This window comes from Bacillus cereus group sp. N12 (assembly GCF_016483575.1).
Taxonomy (GTDB): domain Bacteria; phylum Bacillota; class Bacilli; order Bacillales; family Bacillaceae_G; genus Bacillus_A; species Bacillus_A toyonensis.
In genome coordinates, this window is the sequence record NZ_JAEHBO010000018.1 from 22,520 (window position 1) to 40,896 (window position 18,377).

An 18,377-nucleotide genomic window follows, 5' to 3' on the forward strand; every position below is an offset into this window, starting at 1 on the left:
CATGAACTAGCAATATAAGCTTGATTGTTTCAACAAATCATTGTGCTATGGAAAATCTCTTCTTATAATCTTCTTCCATATAAAATGAAACTTTAATAAGAAGGGTTATTTTTATCACCCTCAAACAACAAAGAAAGCGCTTACTATTAACTTAGTAAAAAAGCACTGAATAAAAACCAATAATACTAATTTTCCCATTATATTATGATACATCTTATCATCATAAACTAAAGGAAACAATGAGCTTTTTTTGTCATGTTTTGACTAAAAAAAGCAGGTGATTTCTCATCACCTACTTTCCTTCCTATTCATTCAATAAATAATGCTTTCCTTTTACTAAATAAAATACATTCTCAGCAATATTTGTAACATGATCTGCTACACGCTCAATATATCTTGCAACAAAGGATAATTGTGTAATTTGTGTAATAGCCTCTGGTTGTTCAGGGATCGAGGATATAAATTCACGAATTGCCTTCCCATATATTTCATCAACTGAATCATCCATCTCAGCAATTTGTTTAGCAAAAGTTAAATTTTCTTGTTCGTATGCTTCCAATGCTAAATTTAGCATCTTATGAGCAATCGCAAACATTTCATCAAGATTTTGCAAACTAACTGTTACTTCTTTTTCTCCAAGACGAATTGTGGATTTCGCAATATTAACAGCATGGTCTGCAATACGCTCTAAATCTGTCGCTGTTTTAATTGAAATAAAAATTCTTCTTAAATCACTTGCTACAGGCTGTTGCTTCGTAATAAGCATAAGAGCAAGATCGTTTATTTCCTCTTCTAAATTATCCATGCGGTAATCACCATCAATGACCTCTAACGCTTTCTCTACATCTCTTGTATGCAGACCTTCCATAGCAATTAATAAAGCTTCCTTTGCTAATTCACCAAGCTCAATTACCTTTTGCTGTAACGTTTTTAAATCACACTGAAACTGTTCTCTTACCATCGTTTCTTCCCCCTCAATATTATGTGCCATTTTATATAAATCTCCTATTTAACCTCTTATACTTGCCATAAGCAGTAAGATAGGAGAAGTTTTAATTCTCTATTAAAATGAGGTAAAAATAAGAAATGCCCTCTGTTAAGAGGGCATTTTCTCTTAGCCTTGCTAGCGATATCAACCGAATCGTCCTGTGATATAGTCTTCTGTACGCTTATCTGAAGGGGTTGTGAATAATTTATTTGTCTCTGTATACTCCACAACTTCCCCACTTAAGAAGAAAGCTGTTTTATCTGAAATACGCGCTGCTTGTTGCATGTTATGCGTTACAATTACAATACTAAAGTCTTTCTTTAACTCTTGAATTAATTCTTCTACTTTTAACGTCGAAATTGGATCTAACGCCGATGTTGGTTCATCCATTAAAATAACGTCTGGTTCAATCGCTAAGCAACGTGCAATACATAAGCGTTGTTGCTGTCCACCAGATAAACCGTATGCGTTATCATGCAAACGATCTTTTAATTCATCCCAAATTGCTGCCCCGCGTAAACTTTTTTCAACAATTTCGTCCAACGTTTTTTTATCACGAACACCGTGGATTTTCGGTCCATATGCTACATTTTCATAAATAGATTTTGGAAATGGATTTGGCTTTTGGAACACCATTCCTACATGTGTGCGTAATTCTTCAACTGGATACGATTTATCAAATATATTACGTTCTCTATATTCAATCACGCCTGTAGTTCGAACGATCGGTACTAACTCTACCATACGATTTAATGTTTTTAAGTACGTTGATTTACCGCAACCACTTGGTCCAATAATTGCTGTAACTTCATTCTCATGAATACTTAAGTTAATATCCTTTAAAGCATGGTCTTCTCCATACCATAAATTTAGGTTTTTCGTATCAAATACTACTTTTTTTGGAGCAGTCTGGATTTTCTCTTCGTTTTTCACCTGTACATTTACTACTGTTGCTACCATTTGAATTCCCCTTTCATCCACTTCCAACTTATTTTCGATTCCGTAACCATAAGACAAATATATTGATAAAGAGTAACAGACCTAGCAAAACAATCATCCCAGCTGCTGCTACATACTGAAATTCTTCTTGTGGTCTACTCATCCAATTAAAAATTTGAATTGGTAAAACTGTAAATCTATCAAACATACTAAATGGAACATAATTTGCAAACGCTAATGCTCCGATTACTAACAACGGTGCCGCTTCTCCAATTGCTCTTGATACCGCTAACGTACAACCCGTTATAATTCCTGGGAAAGCTACTGGCAATACAATTTGATACATCGTTTGCCACTTCGTAGCACCTAATCCGTAAGAAGCCTCTAATAATGAACTTGGTACAGATCGTATCGCTTCTTGACTAGCTACAACAACTGTCGGTAAGACGAGCAAACTCATCGTCAGCGCCGCTGCAACAATACTCTCGCCTAAATGAAGAGCATATACAAAAATAGTTAAGCCAAGTAATCCAAATACAACGGAAGGTACTCCTGCTAACGTTTGATTATTAATTTCTATTACCTTTTTAAATATAGATTCCTTCGCATATTGCTCTAAATAAAGGGCAGTCCCGACTCCAAATATAAACGAGACCGGTATAACAATACTCATAAATAATATTGTCCCCGACAAAGCTGCAGCAATCCCGGCTTCTTTCGGATTACGTGAAGCGAAGTTTGTAAAGAAATCTATTGAAAGATAGCTTAACCCTTTTTCAAAAATTTGAAAAAGCAAAATAAGCAAAATTACGATTGAAAACAAAATTGCTATATAAAATAACAATTTGTAAATTCGATCTTTAAAAAAACGTGATGCCATATTTTCTTGTATTTTTTTATGATTCAACATTCGCATATTATGTCACCCTCCTAAAACGGCGCACAATATACTGCGAAATGATGTTCATTATAAAAGTAAACAAGAATAACGTTGCGCCTACGGCATACATACTGTAATAAGCAATCGTTCCATGCGGAGCATCGCCTAAACTCACTTGCACAATATAGGCTGTTAACGTTTGAATAGAGTGCGTCGGATCCAGCGATACATTCGGTGTGGATCCCGCTGCAATTACAACTATCATTGTTTCACCGATTGCCCTAGAAGCCGCTAATATAATCGCTGCCATAATTCCTGTAAAAGCTGCGGGAAACACTACTTGTTTTACCATCTCAAACCGAGTCGCACCGAGCGCTAACGAGGCTTCTTTCGTTCCTTTCGCCACAGCTCTCATCGAGTCTTCAGATAAAGATGCAACTGTAGGTATCATCATAAATCCAATCACGATTCCTGGACTAATTGCATTAAAAAACTGTAAATCCGGTATCATTCGTTGTAAAAGTGGCGTGACAACTGTTAATGCAAAAAAACCATATACAATTGTCGGGATACCTGCTAATAGTTCTAACATCGGCTTTAATATTTTTCGCGCACCATTTGAAGCGTATTCGCTCAAAAATACAGCACACGCTAAACCGATAGGAATTGCTACAAACATGGCGATTGCTGTTACAAGGACTGTTCCACATATAAGTGGTAATATACCGAATTTAGGATCTTCAAAAAACGGTAACCATTCTTTCTCCGTCAAAAAGGAGTATAATGATATTTTTTGAAAAAACATCATTGTTTCATTTGCCAACGTAAAAATAATTCCAATTGTCGTCACAATAGACACACTAGCAATTATTTTTAATAATAATGGAACTATTTGATTGATTCGCTGCGTTTTTTTTCTTTGTTTTGTATTTCTTTCAATCAAATGTTGTACAGAAAATGTAATTTGACTTTTGTCATTATGAGCCAAAGATGAAAACCCCTTTCCACCCTGACATTACCTTTTGATTTCTGTTAACATTCGCAGCTGTTCATTATATTTTTCTTTTCGTAATTTTACATATCCAACCTCTTCAGCGAGGTTACCAACATGTTTGATCATAAACTCAACATAATTTGCTACATTTATTTTTTGTCGGATAGATGCATCATTCACATAAGTAAATAACGATCTAGATAACGGCTTATAATCACCTGATTGAATAGTCTCTTTCGTCGGAAATACACCGTTCACTTTTATCGCTTTCACCCTATCTCGATTGGCCATATAATAAGCATATCCTACAAAAGCAATGGCATTTTTATCATGCATTACTCCTTGCATAATAACTTGATCATCTTCAGACAAAGAGACTTTTTTTACAATGCGACGATTTTGTAAGATGACATTTTGAAAATAATCATAAGTACCAGAGTCTACACCTGGTGCATAAAACTTCACTTGTGCACGTGGCCATGTTGAATGAACTTGCGACCATCGCTTCTCTCTTCCATCTTCACTCCATAAGAGACGTAACTCGTCTACTGTCATATTGTCTACCCAAGTATTGTGACGATTTACAACAATCGTAAGACCATCATAAGCAACCTCAAAGGGTGTAAACTGAATGGAGTTATTCTTCATTTCATTTTCTTCCATTTGTTTCATTACTCTCGAAGCATTATTTATATCCACTTCTCCTTTACTGAAACGATTAAATCCTCCTCCAGTTCCAGAAACACTAATAGAAATTTTCACGTTTGGATGCTCCTTTGTATATTCCTCCGCTACTGCTTCTATAATAGGAAAAACCGTTGAGGATCCATCAACTCTCACTTCTCCCATTTCGTTCACAGCAAATGCAGTAGATATGCCAAAACAAAGGAACCATGTCGATAATATAAAAACTTTAATCGATGCACTCATCCATTTCACGTGTTCTTCCTCCTAGAAGTAACCGGAAATAACAGGATTACAGATATAAGAATACTGCTAAACTATTAATTCGGTTTTAATTGTTTGTAAAAGTTTTGTAAAGTTCCACAGGAATCAACATAAGATAAAACTTTAATCAGTAGCCGCTATTCATTTCCACTGATAATTAATTAGTCCATAAGACAGTTATCCCCCTATACACAATATAAAATTATCATTTGTGAGACCGCGTGCTTTTTCCAATATTTTATACTTGTCCACATTTATTACACGATATGCATAAACCATAAAAAAAAGCACACTATCTTTTCAGATAGTGTGCTTTTTTTACAACTTTTTTATTCCTCATCTTGATCTTCTTTTTCATTTTTATTATCTTTTGCATCTTTTGGAGCTTCACCATTTATTTCTTGGTTTTTCAAATCAAAGTAAGCATCCATAATTTCACGACTAATATATCCATTAATACCAGTCTTATCATCATGTACCCACGGAACAACAACAGAAAATGCTACTTCAGGGTCTTCAAGTGGCGCATAACCTACTAATGTTAAGTTATAAACTTGAACACGCTCACCTTTTGCATTTCTACCAATCTCTTTATCTCCGCCATACACAGTTTGGGCTGTACCGGTTTTCCCTGCAGCTTTATATTTTGCACCTGTAAAGTATTTTGTAGCTGTACCACCCGAATCGTTAAATACTTGTCTAAATCCTTCTTGAACACGTTTAATTTGTGATTCAGGCATATCAATACGATTTAGCACTTTCGGTTCCATCGAATGAACAACTTTTCCAACTTCCTCCGGTTTCACTGCCGGTTGACGAATCTCTTTCACAACTTGCGGCTGCATACGATATCCACCATTGGCAATTGTTGAAATATACTGAGCTAATTGAAGTGGTGTATACGTATCATATTGACCGATTGCATAATCAAGTAAAAACCCTGGGATATTGTCTGTTCTACCCATCTGACCAGCAGATTCATTCGGTAAATCAATTCCTGTTTTTACACCTAATCCAAACTGCCCGAAATAGTAACGCATCGTATCAAATGATTTTTGTTTTATATCTAACGTACCACCTCTCACATATGGAACATTAGCAATATTCATCGCTGTTTTAAACATATATACGTTAGAAGACATTTTTAACGCTGTAAGATCATTAATATATCCCATTGTTTTCCAAGATGATTTCGTCGGTGTACCTTTTAATTTGATTGGTTCATCTAACTGTACCGATCCTGGTTGAATTGCACCTGTTTGATACCCTGTCAGAATCGTTGCACCTTTTACTGTTGAACCTACAGGATACGAGCTTGTCATCGTACCTAAAGCGAAATCTTTCACATCAGTTTTTCCTTCATCATTCGTAACAAGCTGTTTTCCAGCCATAGATAACACTTCACCGTTTTTCGGATTCGTCATAACAACGAAAGCACGATCTAAAAGAGGTTCCGCTCCTTTAAATCTCATTAAGTTTTTCGCAAGAATATCTTCCACACGCTTTTGTAATTCCATATCAATTGTTAAGTTCAGGTCATTACCGCTTTGTCCTTGCGATACATTAATCGTTTCTAAAATATTACCATTTTTATCTGTAATATTTTTCACTTCTGCTTTCGTACCGTGCAGGCTATCTTCATATTGCTGTTCAAGATAACTTTTCCCTACTCGGTCATTTCGATTATAATCACGAACAAGATAGTAATCTAGTCTTTCTCTCGGTAAACCTTCATCCGCCGTCGACACCCCACCAAGAACACTTCGGAATAAATCATCATACGTATATTTTCGATCCCAATCAACATTCGTATCTACACCTGGTAATGTTGCTAGGCTCTCGCTAATAATCGCATATTCTTTTTCTGTAGCATCTTTTTTAATAACTTGAGGTGTCATTGCATATCCGCCGTCCATCTTACTTTTAATCGCTAGTATTTCTAAATCTTTTGCGGATAATTGATTAATCTCTTCTTCTGTCACACGACTTCGTTGACGCTCGTCTAATTCTTTATCGTCAATTTTGTTATCTTTCAATTCTTGACGATCTTTACTCGTAATTTTTGTTTTCGCTTCCTCTTTATGCATCGCAATCCAATAATCTTTTTTATCTCGATCTGTTAATTTATCTGTCGGTACTTCAATCAACTCTGCTAATTTTTTCGCTGTTTCTAAGCGATCTTCTGCAGTTGATCCTTTCATTTTTGTAAATGTAATAGTACGAACAGCTGTATTATCTACTACAGGTCGCCCATAGCGGTCAAAGATTTTCCCGCGCGGTACAGGATTACTTATCGTTGAATTCTCTTTCTTCTCTACTTCATTCTTATATTCCTCACCACGAACAATTTGTACATATCCGAGCCTTACAATAACCGCGGAGAACATTAAAAATACGCAAAAAAACAGCACGTTTAATCGAAAAGGAACGTGAGTTTTTTTCTTTTGTTGTTTCTGCTTCTTGCTCATACAAACCCCCTCTACCAACAGCTATGTAATGTGAAAGGGACACCTTCATACAGGTGTCCTCACTGCTGTCTTACATCTTTTTCTATTTTAGCATAAAACAAACGATAAGTTAACCTTCTGGTTCAGTTTGATTCTGAGTAGTTTCTTGCGCTACAACGCTGGTTTTCCCCACATTTCCCTCATCATATTTGACATTTTTAACTGCAAAATAAATAAGAAAATGTCCAGCACCTAAAATACATAGTAAGAAAGGTAAACTTTTTTCAGGCGGAAAGAATAACACAGCACATAAAAAACTTAAAACCGAACAAATCCTTCCAGCATTTAACCATAATTCCCGGACAACTACATACTCTACACGCCACTCTCTCGCATTTTTCGCTCTACCAATTACGTCATATGTCATTGACCCGTACGGAACGAGTAAAATAGGGTATGCGATCGCGATACATGCTGCATAAATAAGTAATTTTGTGTATGTAACATTGAATATAACTAAAAATACGACCGCATATAAAATAATGCCTCCAAGCAAAATCGCTTTTTTTCGCCACTCTTTCTTTAACATACGAGCAACTAAGTAGTAACATACAAATGATACAGCGGAGTTGACTAAGCTATATTTCCCTAATGCGAGCTCACTATCGGTTGCTAAGTACACATATACTGAAATAACAAAAATAAATGTTCCCTCTCTCAACCCTTGGAAAAAATGAGCACGTGTAATTCTCCCCCAATTTTTATCAATCCGTCGCTCTTTCAATACTTTTGTAATTTCATAACGCCCTTCACATTCTCTCTTAGATAAAAAAAAGCTTAAAACGACAGCAATTGCAAATAGCACTAATGAAAGAAAGAATATGACAGTATAACCACTCCATTTTGCCATACGTGAAATTGTGTATCCTGCCGCTATCGGTCCAATCATTCCAGAGAAGGATGTAAGAAGTCCAAGAAACCCATTAAAGAAATCTCTTGTTTCTGGTTCTGTAATCTCAAATGTCAATAAGTTAAACGCGAGCCAATAAAAACCATATCCGACTCCTAAAAGAGCCCCCATTAATAAAATATAGTGAGAAGCGCTTTTTCCCGCTACTAAAACAACGATAAAAAAAATTGCTAACGTGCCTACGCCTATTCGTAACAAGATTGAGCGGTCAATACGTTTCGCTAATTTCCCACCTATAAGAAATGTGAGAGGCTGCAATACAACGCTGGCCAAATTATACAAGCCAAGATTCACATAATTTTGTGTTTGTTTCCATAAATAAATATTAACAAACGTATTCGATAAAGAAATTGCGAGCGTGTATAAACCTCCAATAAGGAGCAATAACACTAAATCCCGATTCACTTCAACGTCACCAATTATATGTTTCCACTTCATACACAACTCTCCTTTACTTCATGTTCTAGTCTTCCAAAGACAAGCCCAATTATGTAAAAGGAAAGCATAGAAAAAAGCTAGGAGCATTCTCCTAGCTTTTTTCTATAATTATTATAATTATTTTGCTTCTTGGTAACGTTTTTCAGCAGCGTTCCAATCTACAACGTTCCAGAATGCACCGATGTAGTCTGGACGACGGTTTTGGTAATTTAAGTAGTAAGCATGCTCCCAAACATCTAAACCGATAACTGGAGTTTTACCTTCAGTTAGAGGAGAATCTTGGTTTGGCGTGCTTGTTACTTCTAACTCACCATTGTTTACTACTAACCAAGCCCAACCAGAACCGAAGCGAGTTGCGCCAGCTTTTGCGAATTCTTCTTTGAATGCATCGAAGCTACCGAATTTCGCTTCAATCGCAGTTGCAAGTTCGCCTACTGGTTGTCCCCCGCCGTTTGGAGAAAGAATTGTCCAGAAGAATGTATGGTTAGCATGTCCACCACCATTGTTACGTACTGCTGTACGGATTGCTTCTGGTACTTCGTTTAAGTTTGCAACTAATTCTTCAACGCTTTTGTCAGCTAGTTCTGCATGACCTTCTAAAGCAGCGTTTAAGTTTGTAATGTACGTGTTGTGATGTTTTGTATGATGGATGTTCATTGTTTCTTTGTCAAAGTGAGGCTCTAAAGCATCATACGCATAAGGTAAGTTTGGTAATTCGTGTTTTGCCATTGTTATATTCCTCCCAGTTTATGTATTGCCACCATATGTGTGACATACAACTTCATTCTACCCTAATTGCCATAGGGTGCAAACAAATAAATCACATTGTCTTGCTATCATTAAAGTAGCAAAATTCCCACTTCTTTTCAATTAAAATGCTCATATATTCCGTAAAAAAAGCTTCCTTCTACAAGGAAGCTTCCTGCTGACATAATAAACATGTGAAATGGGTATGGACCCTGTAGGACTCGAACCTACGACCGGACGGTTATGAGCCGTCTGCTCTAACCAGCTGAGCTAAGGGTCCATAATTATGTATGTAATAACATATTAAACAATTGAATTCCTATCGGATATATCCTTTAAGAAATGTAAGATAAATTTACCATATAAAAAAGAAAAGTGTCAATTGTATTTTTCTCATTTAAAAGAAGAAAATTATTAAAAAGAAATTTAGTTATCTCCACTATATGTAAATATAATATATCTTGAGATTCTCTAGATTCCTACGTTACAATGACTTTATACATACATAAAGGAAGTGAATCTATGTCCATTTTTAAACAGCTAGCAAAAAGCGTATATTCGCCTAAAGATATTGCGCTTTTCCGTTTTCAAAAAATCGGTAAAACCATTTTGTATATTATGCTTCTTTGCTTAATCACTACTATTCCAAGAACTTTCTTGTACGGTAGCGTTATTCAAGACGGTGTTAATATGGTAAATAAAGTAATCGAAAAAGATTTACCTGATTTTAAAATTGAAAATGGCGAACTAACAGCAGATATTGATCAACCTATCGAAAAAGAAGATGGCAATGCCCTTTTCGTATTTGATCCAAATTCAACAGACTTAGAAAAATATCAAAATAAAACGGGTTTATTTGTTTTAAAAGATAAAGTAGTCTCCATGGGAAATGGTCAAACACAAACGTATTCCTATAACGACTTATTAGGTGCATCTCTTGAGAAAAAAGATTTACAAGACTTTATTTCTCTATTCGATAGTATCTATCCAATTTTATTATTTGTTATCGGATTTTTAGTGTACCTATTCCAATTATTCATTACTTTTGTAGGCGTGACTTTACTTGCGTTCATCGGTTCTGCTATGAGCGGACAACGTAAATTATCCTACAAACAAGTTTGGACATTAACTGCTTACAGTTACACAATTCCAACAATCTTCTTTATGATTATGGATTTATTTAAAATCGTCGTACCTGGTTCAACATTCATTTATATCGCAGTTGTTTTAATTGTTCTATACTTAACACTTAAAGAAGTTCCACAACCGAAAGAAAAATAAGAACGATAAAAAATGCCTAAATAGGCATTTTTTTTTTGGACAAGCATATATTCCTAGCAAAGGAGTGAAGAATATGAAGAGATTAGGTATATTCTTATTCGTGCTTGTTCTCGGTTATATATTTTATTACGATATAAAAATCGGTACTTTACCGATGTTAAGTTCATACAAAAAAACAACAGCTGCTCAAACTATAAAAAAAGAAGAAACAACTACAAAACAAAGCAAAAAGGAAGAAACAGATGTTACTTATAAAGCAATTGAAGTAAAAACTGGTGAGACCGTTCTTTCGATTACAGAACAAATTAATAAGAAAAAAATCCCTTCTATTGAAAAGGTAATTGATGACTTTAAACAATTAAATAAAAGTACATCTGCTACAAAAATTCAAATTGGAAAGACTTATAAATTCCCGTTATATCAATAAGCGATCACTTAATCCTTGTCAATTACATAAAGGCGCTGATACAATAGTAAAAGTGAAACCGAGCACTTCGGTTTCTATAGCCCTATATCACGTATACTATCATTGATATGAGGGACTAAATAAGAAACTTCTTTTATAAGGAGAGCGATCTATTCGTGAATGAAATGACTCATCGTACAAAAACACGTCCAGTTAAAGTCGGTAATTTAACAATTGGCGGTAATAATGAATTAATTATACAAAGTATGACAACAACAAAAACACATGATGTTGAAGCAACAGTTGCTGAAATTAAACGTTTAGAAGAAGCTGGTTGTCAGGTTGTTCGTGTTGCCGTTCCAGATGAACGCGCAGCAAATGCTATTGCTGATATTAAAAAACAAATCAACATTCCACTTGTTGCTGATATTCATTTTGATTATCGCCTTGCTTTAAAAGCAATTGAAGGTGGCATTGATAAAGTACGTATCAATCCAGGTAACATTGGTCGTCGCCATAAAGTAGAAGCTGTTGTAAATGCAGCAAAAGAGCGCGGCATTCCAATCCGTATCGGTGTAAACGCTGGTTCATTAGAGCGTCACATTTTAGAAAAGTACGGATACCCAACTGCAGATGGCATGGTTGAGAGCGCACTACATCACATTAAAATTTTAGAGGACTTAGATTTCCACGATATTATCGTATCTATGAAAGCCTCTGATGTTAATTTAGCAATTGAAGCATATGAAAAAGCTGCTCGCGCTTTTGATTATCCATTACATTTAGGTATTACAGAATCTGGCACATTGTTTGCTGGAACTGTAAAAAGTGCCGCTGGTCTTGGAGCAATTTTAAGTAAAGGCATCGGAAACACACTTCGTATTTCATTAAGTGCTGATCCAGTTGAAGAAGTAAAAGTTGCACGTGAACTATTAAAGTCATTCGGTCTTGCATCTAATGCAGCAACACTTATCTCTTGTCCAACTTGCGGTCGTATTGAAATTGATTTAATTAGCATCGCTAACGAAGTGGAAGAATATATTTCTACACTGCAAGTACCAATTAAAGTTGCAGTACTTGGTTGCGCTGTAAACGGCCCTGGTGAAGCTCGTGAAGCTGATATCGGTATTGCCGGTGCACGTGGAGAAGGATTATTATTCCGTAAAGGGCAAGTTGTTCGTAAAGTACCAGAAGAAACAATGGTAGAAGAACTGAAAAAAGAAATCGATGTAATTGCTGCTGAAATGGCTGCTGAAAGAGATAAAGAAAAAGAAACACAAGAACAATAAAAAGAAGGTTGCCCACAATATTTGTGAGCAACCTTCTTTTTTATGCAAAAAAGCTCGTCAGTTATATAACCGACGAGTTTTTATTTTGCACATTTTGGACAACGGCCGTATATTTCAAATTTATGCCCTGTTACTTCATAACCGTTAAAATCTTTATTCATAAAATCCATTGGACAGGAAGTAATCTCTTTCGTTCCCCCGCAATCTAAACAAATAAAATGATGATGATGTTCCATAATGGAACATGTAAAACGAAAATGTTTTTCACCATTTAATTCTGTTTGTTCTAAAACGCCGATCTCAGCAAAAACCGTTAAGTTACGATAAATCGTATCAAAACTAAGACCTGGATAATCATCCTTCATATGCTCTAAAACATCTTTTGCTGTTAAATAACGATTGTGAGCTGCAAATAATCTGAGCATCTCTTCCCTTTTCCCAGTATGTTTGTATCCTTTTTCTTTCATTAGGCGTAAAGCTTCTGTTAGATTCATACCTATCCCTACTTTATGCAGTTTTTTTCTTCTTCCATAAAATCGCACCGATTAAAATAAGAACTGCTATCATAACAATTGTACCACCTGGTGCTAGATCAAGTTGATACGAAGCAAACATTCCACCAATTACTGCAATTTCACCAAATAAAATGGAAAAGAAAATTGTTTGTTTAAATCCTTTAGCAATACGAATACTTGCTGCAACTGGTAACGTCATTAATGAGGATACGAGAAGAACACCTACTACACGCATTGATACTGCAATGACAAGAGCAACTAATATAATAAAGATAAAGTGAATCCACTTTGCCCTTAGACCAGTTGATACTGCGTATTCCTCATCAAATGATAATAAAAACAGCTCTTTATATAATAAAATAATTGTCGCAATAACAACAATTGCTACAATCCCAATAATAATTAAATCCGTACTCGTTACAGCACTTACACTACCAAATAAATAACTAAATAAGTCTGTGTTAAATCCATTTGCAAGTGAAATGAAAATAACTCCAATTCCCATTCCTGCTGAAAGAATAATCGGAATTGCTAATTCTTGATAATGCTTATATACAGTTCGTAACTTTTCAATTAGTAACGCTCCCCCAATCGAGAAAATCATCCCCATATATAGGGGATTTAAAAAGCCACCTGTAAAAATTGTTTTTTCAAGTAGTAAACTTGCTGCAATACCTGATAACGTCACGTGACTTAATGCATCTGCAATAAGAGATAAACGACGAATAACAACAAACACACCGATAAGCGGTGCAACAAGTCCAATTAAAATACCTGCATATAAAGAATTACGTAAAAAGTCATATTGTAAAAAATCTTGTATCATTATATCCTCCCGTGATGCTCATGCTCGTGTTTTAAACGATGGACATGATGTCCATATAAGACGGACATTTCTGCATCTTCTAACTCTCGGAACTCCTTTACATTCCCATGAAAATGTAAATGTTGGTTTAGACATGCAACATGTGTTACTTTCTCGGTAACAGCCCCCATATCATGAGTAACAAGAATCAATGTAATCCCAAGCCTTTTGTTTAAATCCTCTAATATCTCATAAAAACTTTCCACATTTTTCACATCAATCCCAACAGTAGGCTCGTCCAAAATAAGTAATTCAGGATCACTAACGAGCGCACGAGCAATAAATACACGTTGTTGTTGTCCACCAGAAAGCTCTCCAATATTGCGACCTTGAAATTCACTCATCCCTACATCAGCAATCGCCTTTTCTACCTTCGCCTTGTCGTCTTTCGTGAAAAAGCGAAAAAGACCTTTTTTCGAAACGAGCCCCATTGACACAACTTCAAAAACAGTTGCTGGAAAACCAGAGTTGAAACTATTTGCCTTTTGGGATACATAGCCAAGTTTGTTCCATTCTTTAAACTTCTTGCTATCAACACCAAACAAGCGAATACTCCCTTGTTTAGGCTTTAAAACGCCTAATAAACATTTTAGTAAAGTGGATTTCCCAGAACCATTTGGCCCAACTAAACCTAAAAAAGCTCCCTTCGGAACTTGCAAATTAATATTTTCTAACACATTTCGATCTTCATATCGAAACGTTAATCCTTCTATTTCCAATATATTATTCATAGCATCTCACCTATTTTAATTCAGAATGATTCCGATTTATATCTATTTGAATTATAGTACAGCTTATTATAGTTGTAAACCAATCTGCCTAAATTATATCTATTTTTTCAAGAAACCTTACTATTATAACAAAAAGCAGAGAAAAATTCTCTGCTTTCGAAAAATATTCCAAGTAACTTTTTAGTGGATAGCTGATTTAAACTTACCACCATTTGTTTCTTGTGTACTCATAATCGTAACAAACGCATTTTCATCAATTTCATGCACAATTGATTTTAACTTCGTCACTTCCAAACGCGTTACAACTGCATAAATAACTTCTTTTTCTTTATCCGTGTAACCACCTTTGGCTACAAGCTTTGTAGTTCCACGACCGAGACGATGCAAAATGGCATTTGATACTTCCTCATACTGATCTGATACAATTAAAACTGCTTTCGTTTCATCTAAACCTTGAATTACCGTATCAATTGTTTTGAATGCAATATAGTACGTCATAACAGAATACATAGCTTGTTCGACACCAAATACAAATGCTGCCCATGCAAAAACAAATAAGTTCACAAACATTACGAATTCACCAACAGAAAACGGTAATTTCTTCGTTAATAAAATCCCCATAATTTCTGTTCCGTCCATTGATCCGCCATGACGAATAACAAGTCCTACACCAAGCCCCAAAATAAGGCCACCAAAAACTGTTGCTAAAATGGGCTCAGTTGTAAATGGTGGAACAGCATGTAATGTCGATTCAATAAATGCTAAAGCTACAATCCCAAATGCTGAGGATAACATAAATGTTTTTCCGATTTGCTTATACCCAGAGTACATAAACGGAATGTTGAGGATAACAACTAAAGTAGAAAAACTTAACCACCAAATATTAGGAGTAAGATAATCTAATATAAGAGAAATACCAATAATTCCACCATCAATAATTTTATTTGGCATTAAGAATAATTCAATCGCTACCGCCGCGCACGCTGCCCCAAAAATAATCATTACTAAACGATAAATGAGATGGATAACACTTTCTTTTCGATGTTGCTTTTGTTCCATAAGTCCTCCTTATATTCTTTTTCTGTAGTTTTGTCCTTACATTATAACATACGCTTCTTTTCCTCATGAAAAAAGAAACTCTATAAGAATATGTACAAGCTACGCACTCATATATTTCGATAGAAGAACGTATGAAGGAGGATAACTCGATGAATCTCATTAAACAAATTGTGAATAAAAAATTAAATCATATTTCTACAAAAGAGTTATTGAAATATAGTAAAGAATATGAAGTTTCAATTACAACTGCACAAGCTGATCAAATTGTTTTACTTATGAAAGGAAAGAATATTAACATTTATGATAATAATGAGCGACTAGAACTCTTAAAACAAATCGCAAAAGTAACTTCCCCTGCTACTGCGCAACAAGTAAACACTTTATTTCAGCAACTACTAAAATAAGGAGGGGATACCCCCCCTCCTTATTGCGCTTTAATTTTTTCAAGAATCCCCTCATCAAAAGTACCGTTTTTCAGCATTTCGATTTCTAATTTATATGGTGGCTTCTTATCTTTTTTATCTTCACCTACATATGGTGTTTCAAGAATTTTTGGCACGTTCATTAACTGCGGATGATGTACAATATGATGCAATGCTTTATAACCGATATGACCAAAACCGATATTTTCGTGACGGTCCTTTCCGGCCCCACGCACATTTTTACTATCATTAATATGAAGCACTTGTAATCGATCTACACCAACAATCTTGTCAAATTCGTTCAATACACCGTCAAAATCATTTACAATATCATAACCCGCATCATGCGTATGACACGTATCAAAACATACAGATAGCTTTTCATTATATTTTACACCATCAATAATCTTTGCAATTTCCTCAAAGCTACGACCACACTCTGTTCCTTTTCCAGCCATCGTCTCTAGCGCAATGTTAACCGTCTGTTCAGGCGTTATTACTTCATTAAGCCCTTTAATAATTTGTTGAATACCTGCATCTGCTCCAGCACCAACGTGCGCTCCTGGGTGAAGAACAATTTGTTTCGCAACACCTAATGCCGCTGTTCTTTCAATTTCCATGCGCAGGAAGTCTACACCTAATTGGAATGTTTCTGGCTTCGTCGTATTACCAACGTTAATAATATATGGTGCATGGACGATAATTTCCTCAATACCATTCAGTTCCATATGTTTACGTCCTGCTTCTATGTTCAATTCTTCAATTGGTTTTCTTCGTGTATTTTGCGGTGCACCTGTATAAATCATAAACGTCGTTGCACCGTATGAAACAGCCTCTTCACTTGCTGCTAATAACATTTTCTTACCACTCATTGAGACATGAGATCCAATCTTTAACATACAATCACCTCTTCAATATACAATAGTTATAATGATAGCATAATTTGTAGAAATATGTAGTGAATTGTTTGTTCACAAAAAACGCACTACACAAATTTATATGACTATTTAAACAGACTATACTCTTCATTTAAATGAACTGGATTAAGTGAAGCTTTAATCCATATTTTTCTACCCATATTGATTACGACTCTCACAAATAGCTGGATAAAAAAAAGATAAGGGAAATCCCTTATCTTTTTTTATTGCTATATTTTTTCTTCACTTTGTCACGTTCTGTTGCAAGTTTTCGCTTATAGTTTGGTTTTACTTTTTTCGGCTTTTTAACAACTTTTGTTGCCATAACATCTAGTCCATCATTTGGTTTTTTACGACTCTTACGACGACGACGGTCACCTAAATCCGCCCACTCATCTCCGCGTAAATCTACATGCTTAAATTCGATATGACGTTGTTTTTCCAAACTATCTAACGCTTCTTCATTTGCTGGATCATAAATTGTCACTGCAATCCCTGAATGACCCGCACGTGCAGTTCTTCCAACGCGGTGAACGAAGAAATCTAAATCTGATGGAAGTTCATAGTTAATAACATGGCTAATTCCTTCAATATCAATACCGCGTGCCGCTAAATCTGTTGCGACAATGTATTGGAACTCTAAATCACGAACTTGTTTCATCATTTTTTTACGATCACGTGGTGATAAATCACCGTGTATACGCCCTACTTTTAACCCACGTTCAGCTAATCCATCGGCTACTTCATCAGCCTTCTTCTTCGTGTTTGTAAACACAATTGCTAAGTACGGTTTAAATTGAAGTAGCATATTTTTCACTAATTCAATTTTATTACGGTGTCTTGAAGGCACAAGGTAATGCTCAATATTTCCTGCTGCAACTTGTTTCGGATTAATATGAATATGTTCTGGATTCTCCATATATTTCTTCAAAAATGGTTTTAATTTTTGAGGAATTGTTGCAGAGAAAACTAGCATTTGCAAGTTTTTAGGCATACGTGCTGCAATTTTATCTACATCTTGAATGAATCCCATATCAAGCATTAAATCCGCTTCATCGACAATAATAGTATCCGCTTTATAAACAAATAGCGCCTTTTCTTCTACTAAGTCTTTAATACGTCCTGGTGTTCCAACTACAATATGTGGTTGTTTTTTCAACTTTTCAATCGATCGTTGTTTATCAGTTCCACCAATTAAACAACGTGCTGTAATCATTTGATCTTCTGCACAGAACTTTGTTAATTTCACGATTTCTTCGTAAATTTGTTGTGCTAACTCACGAGTAGGAGCTGTAATAACAAGCTGTACTTCTTCACGACTTGGATTAATTCTGTTTAATGTAGGAAGTAAGTATGCATGTGTTTTCCCAGAACCTGTTTGGGATTGTCCAATTACACTTACACCTTTTTTCACGACCGGGAAAATTTTCTGTTGAATTCCTGTCGGCTCTGTAAAGCGTAGTTCACGAATTGCATCTATTAAAAATGGTTTAAAATCATACTGTGTAAAAGTTTGTTGTGTCATAAGTTACACCTTCTTT

General features: G+C 35.4%; 18 protein-coding genes and 1 tRNA gene. 4 read left to right on the plus strand and 15 right to left on the minus strand.

From position 1 onward, the window contains the following. Window positions 1-304: 304 nt before the first annotated feature. The 9 genes from phoU to JDS92_RS11855 all read right to left on the minus strand — a co-directional run bounded on the left by phoU (window position 305) and on the right by JDS92_RS11855 (window position 9,631). Complete coding sequence (gene phoU, locus JDS92_RS11815; RefSeq protein WP_033657342.1) at window positions 305-961, minus strand: phosphate signaling complex protein PhoU; 657 nt, start codon at window positions 959-961, stop codon at window positions 305-307. A 171-nt stretch (window positions 962-1,132) separates the two neighbouring features. Next, the gene (gene pstB, locus JDS92_RS11820) at window positions 1,133-1,948 is read right to left on the minus strand and encodes a phosphate ABC transporter ATP-binding protein (protein ID WP_199631970.1); all 816 of its coding nucleotides are present in this window, start codon (window positions 1,946-1,948) and stop codon (window positions 1,133-1,135) included. Window positions 1,949-1,976: 28 nt separating this feature from the next. Beyond that, entirely contained in the window at window positions 1,977-2,843 is an 867-nt protein-coding gene (pstA, locus tag JDS92_RS11825) for a phosphate ABC transporter permease PstA (RefSeq protein WP_001242538.1), read from the minus strand. A 1-nt stretch (window position 2,844) separates the two neighbouring features. After that, window positions 2,845-3,795 (minus strand): phosphate ABC transporter permease subunit PstC, encoded by a 951-nt coding sequence (gene pstC, locus JDS92_RS11830; protein WP_000940899.1) that lies wholly within the window; start codon window positions 3,793-3,795, stop codon window positions 2,845-2,847. 27 nt (window positions 3,796-3,822) lie between these two features. After that, window positions 3,823-4,740: a PstS family phosphate ABC transporter substrate-binding protein gene (locus JDS92_RS11835; RefSeq protein ID WP_087969694.1), complete on the minus strand. Its 918-nt coding sequence runs from the start codon at window positions 4,738-4,740 to the stop codon at window positions 3,823-3,825. A gap of 338 nt (window positions 4,741-5,078) precedes the next feature. Continuing rightward, window positions 5,079-7,217, minus strand: coding sequence for a peptidoglycan D,D-transpeptidase FtsI family protein (locus tag JDS92_RS11840; RefSeq protein ID WP_000038999.1), 2,139 nt, complete (start codon window positions 7,215-7,217; stop codon window positions 5,079-5,081). A gap of 109 nt (window positions 7,218-7,326) precedes the next feature. Beyond that, window positions 7,327-8,604, minus strand: a complete 1,278-nt coding sequence (locus JDS92_RS11845) for an MFS transporter (protein WP_097958085.1) — start codon at window positions 8,602-8,604, stop codon at window positions 7,327-7,329. Window positions 8,605-8,721: 117 nt separating this feature from the next. Next, window positions 8,722-9,333: a superoxide dismutase [Mn] gene (sodA, locus tag JDS92_RS11850; RefSeq protein ID WP_001052031.1), complete on the minus strand. Its 612-nt coding sequence runs from the start codon at window positions 9,331-9,333 to the stop codon at window positions 8,722-8,724. 224 nt (window positions 9,334-9,557) lie between these two features. After that, a tRNA-Ile gene (locus tag JDS92_RS11855) sits at window positions 9,558-9,631 on the minus strand. A gap of 242 nt (window positions 9,632-9,873) precedes the next feature. Between JDS92_RS11855 and yqgB the strand changes: the two genes are divergently transcribed. From yqgB to ispG, 3 genes are all read left to right on the plus strand, one after another. Then, window positions 9,874-10,632: a protein YqgB gene (yqgB, locus tag JDS92_RS11860; RefSeq protein ID WP_000021677.1), complete on the plus strand. Its 759-nt coding sequence runs from the start codon at window positions 9,874-9,876 to the stop codon at window positions 10,630-10,632. 73 nt (window positions 10,633-10,705) lie between these two features. After that, window positions 10,706-11,059 carry a hypothetical protein gene (locus tag JDS92_RS11865; RefSeq protein ID WP_000825413.1) on the plus strand — a complete coding sequence of 118 codons (354 nt, stop codon included), beginning with the start codon at window positions 10,706-10,708 and terminating at the stop codon, window positions 11,057-11,059. 164 nt (window positions 11,060-11,223) lie between these two features. Next, the gene (ispG, locus tag JDS92_RS11870) at window positions 11,224-12,327 is read left to right on the plus strand and encodes a flavodoxin-dependent (E)-4-hydroxy-3-methylbut-2-enyl-diphosphate synthase (protein ID WP_162861751.1); all 1,104 of its coding nucleotides are present in this window, start codon (window positions 11,224-11,226) and stop codon (window positions 12,325-12,327) included. Window positions 12,328-12,407: 80 nt separating this feature from the next. Here the strand turns inward: ispG and JDS92_RS11875 are convergent, their stop codons facing one another. From JDS92_RS11875 to JDS92_RS11890, 4 genes are all read right to left on the minus strand, one after another. Next, entirely contained in the window at window positions 12,408-12,821 is a 414-nt protein-coding gene (locus tag JDS92_RS11875; protein WP_001054515.1) for a Fur family transcriptional regulator, read from the minus strand. A 13-nt stretch (window positions 12,822-12,834) separates the two neighbouring features. Then, window positions 12,835-13,668, minus strand: a complete 834-nt coding sequence (locus JDS92_RS11880; protein WP_000613814.1) for a metal ABC transporter permease — start codon at window positions 13,666-13,668, stop codon at window positions 12,835-12,837. Beyond that, the gene (locus JDS92_RS11885; protein ID WP_001059665.1) at window positions 13,668-14,438 is read right to left on the minus strand and encodes a metal ABC transporter ATP-binding protein; all 771 of its coding nucleotides are present in this window, start codon (window positions 14,436-14,438) and stop codon (window positions 13,668-13,670) included. Before JDS92_RS11885 ends, JDS92_RS11880 begins: the two co-directional genes overlap by 1 nt. 180 nt (window positions 14,439-14,618) lie before the next feature. Then, window positions 14,619-15,497 carry a YitT family protein gene (locus JDS92_RS11890; RefSeq protein WP_000435959.1) on the minus strand — a complete coding sequence of 293 codons (879 nt, stop codon included), beginning with the start codon at window positions 15,495-15,497 and terminating at the stop codon, window positions 14,619-14,621. A 149-nt stretch (window positions 15,498-15,646) separates the two neighbouring features. On the opposite strand from JDS92_RS11890, the gene JDS92_RS11895 reads away from it, so the two are divergent. Continuing rightward, window positions 15,647-15,901, plus strand: coding sequence for a DUF2624 domain-containing protein (locus JDS92_RS11895; protein WP_001048958.1), 255 nt, complete (start codon window positions 15,647-15,649; stop codon window positions 15,899-15,901). Window positions 15,902-15,921: 20 nt separating this feature from the next. Here JDS92_RS11895 and JDS92_RS11900 read toward each other — a convergent pair whose 3' ends face one another. Then, window positions 15,922-16,818 carry a deoxyribonuclease IV gene (locus JDS92_RS11900; protein ID WP_000912447.1) on the minus strand — a complete coding sequence of 299 codons (897 nt, stop codon included), beginning with the start codon at window positions 16,816-16,818 and terminating at the stop codon, window positions 15,922-15,924. Window positions 16,819-17,050: 232 nt separating this feature from the next. After that, window positions 17,051-18,361, minus strand: coding sequence for a DEAD/DEAH box helicase (locus JDS92_RS11905; RefSeq protein ID WP_000194009.1), 1,311 nt, complete (start codon window positions 18,359-18,361; stop codon window positions 17,051-17,053). Window positions 18,362-18,377 lie beyond the last annotated feature (16 nt).

Excerpts from the sequence above, each read along its gene's own strand:
- yqgB (WP_000021677.1), top strand. The coding sequence starts at position 9,874 with ATGTCCATTTTTAAACAGCTAGCAAAAAGCGTATATTCGCCTAAAGAT.
- JDS92_RS11895 (WP_001048958.1), top strand. The coding sequence starts at position 15,647 with ATGAATCTCATTAAACAAATTGTGAATAAAAAATTAAATCATATTTCT.
- JDS92_RS11880 (WP_000613814.1), bottom strand. The coding sequence starts at position 13,668 with ATGATACAAGATTTTTTACAATATGACTTTTTACGTAATTCTTTATAT.
- JDS92_RS11890 (WP_000435959.1), bottom strand. The coding sequence starts at position 15,497 with ATGGAACAAAAGCAACATCGAAAAGAAAGTGTTATCCATCTCATTTAT.
- JDS92_RS11885 (WP_001059665.1), bottom strand. The coding sequence starts at position 14,438 with ATGAATAATATATTGGAAATAGAAGGATTAACGTTTCGATATGAAGAT.
- JDS92_RS11865 (WP_000825413.1), top strand. The coding sequence starts at position 10,706 with ATGAAGAGATTAGGTATATTCTTATTCGTGCTTGTTCTCGGTTATATA.
- sodA (WP_001052031.1), bottom strand. The coding sequence starts at position 9,333 with ATGGCAAAACACGAATTACCAAACTTACCTTATGCGTATGATGCTTTA.
- phoU (WP_033657342.1), bottom strand. The coding sequence starts at position 961 with ATGGTAAGAGAACAGTTTCAGTGTGATTTAAAAACGTTACAGCAAAAG.
- pstB (WP_199631970.1), bottom strand. The coding sequence starts at position 1,948 with ATGGTAGCAACAGTAGTAAATGTACAGGTGAAAAACGAAGAGAAAATC.
- ispG (WP_162861751.1), top strand. The coding sequence starts at position 11,224 with ATGACTCATCGTACAAAAACACGTCCAGTTAAAGTCGGTAATTTAACA.
- JDS92_RS11905 (WP_000194009.1), bottom strand. The coding sequence starts at position 18,361 with ATGACACAACAAACTTTTACACAGTATGATTTTAAACCATTTTTAATA.
- JDS92_RS11875 (WP_001054515.1), bottom strand. The coding sequence starts at position 12,821 with ATGAATCTAACAGAAGCTTTACGCCTAATGAAAGAAAAAGGATACAAA.
- pstA (WP_001242538.1), bottom strand. The coding sequence starts at position 2,843 with ATGCGAATGTTGAATCATAAAAAAATACAAGAAAATATGGCATCACGT.
- JDS92_RS11845 (WP_097958085.1), bottom strand. The coding sequence starts at position 8,604 with ATGAAGTGGAAACATATAATTGGTGACGTTGAAGTGAATCGGGATTTA.
- JDS92_RS11840 (WP_000038999.1), bottom strand. The coding sequence starts at position 7,217 with ATGAGCAAGAAGCAGAAACAACAAAAGAAAAAAACTCACGTTCCTTTT.
- JDS92_RS11900 (WP_000912447.1), bottom strand. The coding sequence starts at position 16,818 with ATGTTAAAGATTGGATCTCATGTCTCAATGAGTGGTAAGAAAATGTTA.